General features: G+C 60.6%; 3 protein-coding genes and 1 tRNA gene. 3 read left to right on the forward strand and 1 reads right to left on the reverse strand.

Translation table 11 applies throughout. The features are described from left to right. The 3 genes from VJV58_RS12935 to VJV58_RS12945 form a co-directional block, all read left to right on the forward strand. Positions 1–417, forward strand: a 417-nt coding sequence (locus tag VJV58_RS12935; RefSeq protein ID WP_324137745.1) for a sulfotransferase, incomplete at its 5' end; no start/stop codon positions are given. After that, a complete protein-coding gene (locus VJV58_RS12940; RefSeq protein WP_324137746.1) occupies positions 414–2,360 on the forward strand; it encodes a tetratricopeptide repeat-containing sulfotransferase family protein in 1,947 nt (648 codons plus the stop codon). The genes VJV58_RS12935 and VJV58_RS12940, both read left to right, overlap by 4 nt. Positions 2,361–2,384: 24 nt before the next feature. After that, positions 2,385–3,893, forward strand: a complete 1,509-nt coding sequence (locus VJV58_RS12945; RefSeq protein ID WP_324137747.1) for a TolC family outer membrane protein — start codon at positions 2,385–2,387, stop codon at positions 3,891–3,893. Positions 3,894–4,157: 264 nt separating this feature from the next. Here VJV58_RS12945 and VJV58_RS12950 read toward each other — a convergent pair. Further along, a tRNA-Tyr gene (locus VJV58_RS12950) sits at positions 4,158–4,243 on the reverse strand. Between the last annotated feature and the right edge of the window lie 55 nt (positions 4,244–4,298).

Raw genomic sequence — 4,298 nt, forward strand, 5'->3', positions numbered from 1 at the left:
TCCCTGTCTTGTTACTTTCAAATCTTCGTCGAGGGCGCGCAGCATTTTTCATACGACCTTTCGGATTGCGGGAAGCGCTGCGTTCAGGTCAGGCGCCTTGCTGAGCACTGGCTCAAACTCCTGCCGCACCACATGATCGAAGTGAATTACGAAACGCTGGTCGGCGATTTGGAAGGACAAAGCAGAAGGATCGTCGATTTCCTCGGGCTCGACTGGGAGCCCTCGTGCCTTGATTTTCACCAAACAGAGCGGACCGTTGCGACGGTCAGTCACTGGCAGGTTCGTCAGCCGATCTACAGCAGTTCGATCGGCCGCTGGCGAAAGTATGAAAAGCATCTCGGGCCGCTGTTTGCCGCGCTCGGGGATCCCAGAGCATCGGACAGCGCTGAAGGGCAAGTACAGGAGCTGAACGCATGATGCTCGCAGAAGCGGAATCGGTCGATCAGCTGCTCCAGGAGGCAATGGCCGCTTATCGCGACGGCAACTTGAACCAAGCCGAACTCCAGTGCAGGCACATTCTCGAGCATCACCCGGACCACGTGGCAACCATACAGGTGCTGGCGGCGGTTGCCGGTCAGTTTGGCGTCCCGCGGCGGGGGATCGAGCTGATCAATCGGGTGATCGGGCAGCATCCGAGTCACGTCGACGCTCATATTCAGCTGGCCAAGCTTCTCCGGCAAGACGGCAAGGACGAGGAAGCGATCGCTGCGCTGGAGACCGCAATCGAGCTCCGGCCGAAAAGCGCCGCTGCGTACAACGATCTTGGTCTCGTCTACCTCGACAACAACAAAGCAGGGGAAGCAGCCGAATGTTTCGAGCGCGCCGCGGAGCTCGACCCCAAGATGGCCATCGCTCATTTCAACAGGGCGCTAGTTTTCGAGGCACAAGGATTACGCGCCAAGGCGATCGCTGCGCTCAAGGACGTAGTCGCCGCCGATCCGCAATTTGCTGAAGCTTACGCAAAGCTAGGCAACCTTCTGTTGCAGAGCAACGATCATGCCGCGGCTTTCGACATGTTCCGGCAAGCTGTGAAAGCGAGGCCGGAGTCCGCAATCGCATGGATGTGCCAAGCCAAAATCCTGACCGAGGAAGGCAAGACCGCTGCGGCGGAAGAGGCAGTCAGGAAGGCAATCGAGTTGCAGCCGCACAACAGCGATGCCCATGTCTTGCTCGGATCCATCCTTATGGAGCTGGGCCGGTTCGACGATGCCGCCTGTGCGGCGGACTTGGCGATCGCCATCAATCGCCAGCAGCTTTCGGGCTACCATCAGCTTGTTAGCGCTCGCAAAATGACCGAACGGGATCGCCCGCTCGTCGCGCAGATCGAATGGCTGCTGAAGGAAGGGGGGCTACACCAAGACGGACGCATCGACCTCGGCTTCGCGCTTGGTAAGGCCTATGACGACTATGGCGAATATGAAAAGGCGATCGGCTATTTCGACGAAGCCAACAGTCTGAAGCACCAGCAGACTTCTCCAGACACCGCCGTGTATGCAAATTTCGGCAGCCGTGTCGACTGGCAGATAGCGAACTTCAACGCCGACTATTTTGCGCGCAACGCCGATATCGGATCGGACTGTGACGTTCCGGTCCTGATTATCGGCATGCCGCGATCGGGAACGACGCTCGTCGAGCAGATCCTGTCCAGCCACCAGGACGTGGGGGCAGGTGGAGAACTTGCGTTCTGGCGCGATCATATGCCGGGCTTTCGAATGGATCGGTCGCGCCGCGTCGATCGCGCATGGGCGGAGTCGACCGCCCGCGAGTATAAAAACTTGCTTACGGAGCTCTGCCCGGGTGCCCGCAAGGTGACCGACAAGATGCCGCAAAATTTCAATTTCGTTGCGCTCGCCCGTGCGGTCTTCCCGCGCGCGCGGTTCATCCATTGCATGCGCCATCCGATCGACACATGCCTGTCCATCTATTTCCAGAACTTCAGCCGCCACGTCGACTTCGCCTACGACCGAACCGACCTTTTGGCGTTCTATCGTCAGTATCAGCGACTGATGGCGCACTGGCGCAGCGTCGTCCCGTCCGACCGCTTGTTCGAAGTCCAATATGAGGAGCTTGTCGCCGATCCCGAACCGCTGACGCGCAAGCTAATCGATTTCTGCGGCCTCGATTGGGATAATGCGTGCCTGCACCATGACCGCAACACTCGCCCGGTGAGGACCGCAAGCCTGTGGCAAGCAAGACAGCCGCTTTACCGGACATCGATCGCCCGCTGGCAGAACTATCGACCCTGGCTCGGCGCGCTGGAAGAATTCCTGTCGGAGGACGAGCGCAATGCTGTGCCCTCTCCGCGGCAAGGGATCCATCACCAAGCGGCGGAGCGCAGCGGGAGCAATGGACCGGATTGACCGGTGAGGACCGAGGGGGCAGTCATGCGTAACGGGGTTGTCGGCGTCGCGGCGGGAGCGCTTCTTCCCTTCTCCTTCGCGTCGTCGGTTGCGTGCGCCGAGCCCTTCACGCTGGTCCAGGCACTCGCCGTCGCTTACGAGACCAATCCGCAGCTCGAGGCACAACGAGCCGCCGTGCGGGCCACCGACGAGGAAGTGGCCAAGGCCTATGGCGCCTGGCGGCCGAAAGCCACGGTCGATTCAACCTACGCCTACGCCAGGGGTGAATATCACGCGATTCCAGGCCCTCCGTCCGGCACCTACCCGCGCGGCGTCACCGCGACGTTGAGCCAACCTCTGTTCGGCGGCGACATCTTGCCCAACATCCGCAAGGCTCGCGCGACGGTCGAGGCAAGCCGGGAACAGCTGCGTGCGACCGAAGAACAAGTTCTGCTTGATGCGGCGACCGCCTACCTCGATGTTCTTCGTTTCCAGAAGATCGTCGACCTTGAACAGGCGTCAATCATTGATTTGCAGAAACTCCGCCAAACAGTTCAGACGCGCGTCAGCGTCGGCGAACTCAGCCGGACGGAGCTAGGCCAAACCGAAGGCCGTTTGTACAACTTGATGGAGAACCTCACCGCGGCCCAGACGCAGCTCGCCAGCGCCCGTGCTTCGTTTGAACATGCTGTTGGCAGGCCAGCCGAGAATCTTGTCGATCCGTCATTTCCTGTTGTTCCAGACGATTTCGACGCGGCGTTGAATCTCGCGATGAACAACAACCCGACGGTGCTCTACGCGCGCGACCAAAGTGTGATTGCCGATCATGCGGTGAGCGCCGCCAAGGGGGCGCTCGTGCCTAGAGTGTCGCTGCAGGGACAGTACGAACGATCGAAGGATCTCGTGGCGACGGGGATCGGCATCAACGACTTCACCGTTACGGCGCAGCTCCATATTCCGTTCTACCAGGGCGGCGGCGAATATGCGCAGGTTCGCGAGACGAAGCAGCAGGCGACGCAGGCGCGCTACAATACAGCCGATGCCGAGCGTCAGGTGCGTCAGCAGCTTCGCGTCAGCGAAGATACGCTGCGCAATGAACGAGCTGCGGTTCCCCTCAGCGAGAAGCAGGTGGAGGCGACCCGCGTGGCGTTCGAGGGAGCTCGCGCTGAGACGGTGATTGGCGAGCGCGGGACTCTGGAAGTGCTCATTTCAGAAGAGGATTTCGTCAACGCCCAGGCGTCGCTGCTCACCGCTCGTCGCAACGCCTTTGTGGCCGCCTTCCAGGTCCTTGCGACCGTTGGCGGAATGACTGCCGAAGCCCTGCAATTGCCGGTCAAGCTGTATGATCCGCGGGCGCACTATCGCGAGGATGCTGGCCGACCGTTTGGCTTCGGTGACACGTCCGAAGCAGACCGGCGCGCAGCGATCGAGCAAAACGTCAGCGCAAGGCGCGTGGAAGCTGGGCCGATCGACGTCAATGACTTGATCAGCGATACGATCGCTGCCCCATCGACGCCTCAGCTTGGCGTTGTTTCCAAGCCAAAAGCCAAATGAAATCGGCCGGTGGAAGGCAGCCTGAAGCCGCACCATAGGCCTGAGGCGGGAATGAGTGAGCCAAGCGTCCGATCATGTGTCGGCGAACAGCAACTCGCCAGCGTTGCCGGCCGGCGGCGGCGATGTACCGCGGAGCCGCTGAGATGGAATCGAAAGCGGCGAAAAAACTGCGAGAAACTTCGGCACCGCGTTGCAAAATAGACATCGCCACGTCGATCGTCCGCGGAACTCATCATTAATGGCGGAAATCCGGCATTTGTCTGATGGTGGAGAGGGCTGGATTCGAACCAGCGTACGCTTGCGCGGGCAGATTTACAGTCTGCTGCCTTTAACCACTCGGCCACCTCTCCACGAGATGTGAGGCACTTTTGAGCAGGCGCGCCATGTGGCGGCGCTGCCGCGGCC

The sequence above is a fragment of the Bradyrhizobium sp. genome (assembly GCF_035273305.1).
Classification (GTDB): Bacteria; Pseudomonadota; Alphaproteobacteria; order Rhizobiales; family Xanthobacteraceae; genus Bradyrhizobium.

Excerpts from the sequence above, each read along its gene's own strand:
- VJV58_RS12945 (WP_324137747.1), top strand. The coding sequence starts at position 2,385 with ATGCGTAACGGGGTTGTCGGCGTCGCGGCGGGAGCGCTTCTTCCCTTC.
- VJV58_RS12940 (WP_324137746.1), top strand. The coding sequence starts at position 414 with ATGATGCTCGCAGAAGCGGAATCGGTCGATCAGCTGCTCCAGGAGGCA.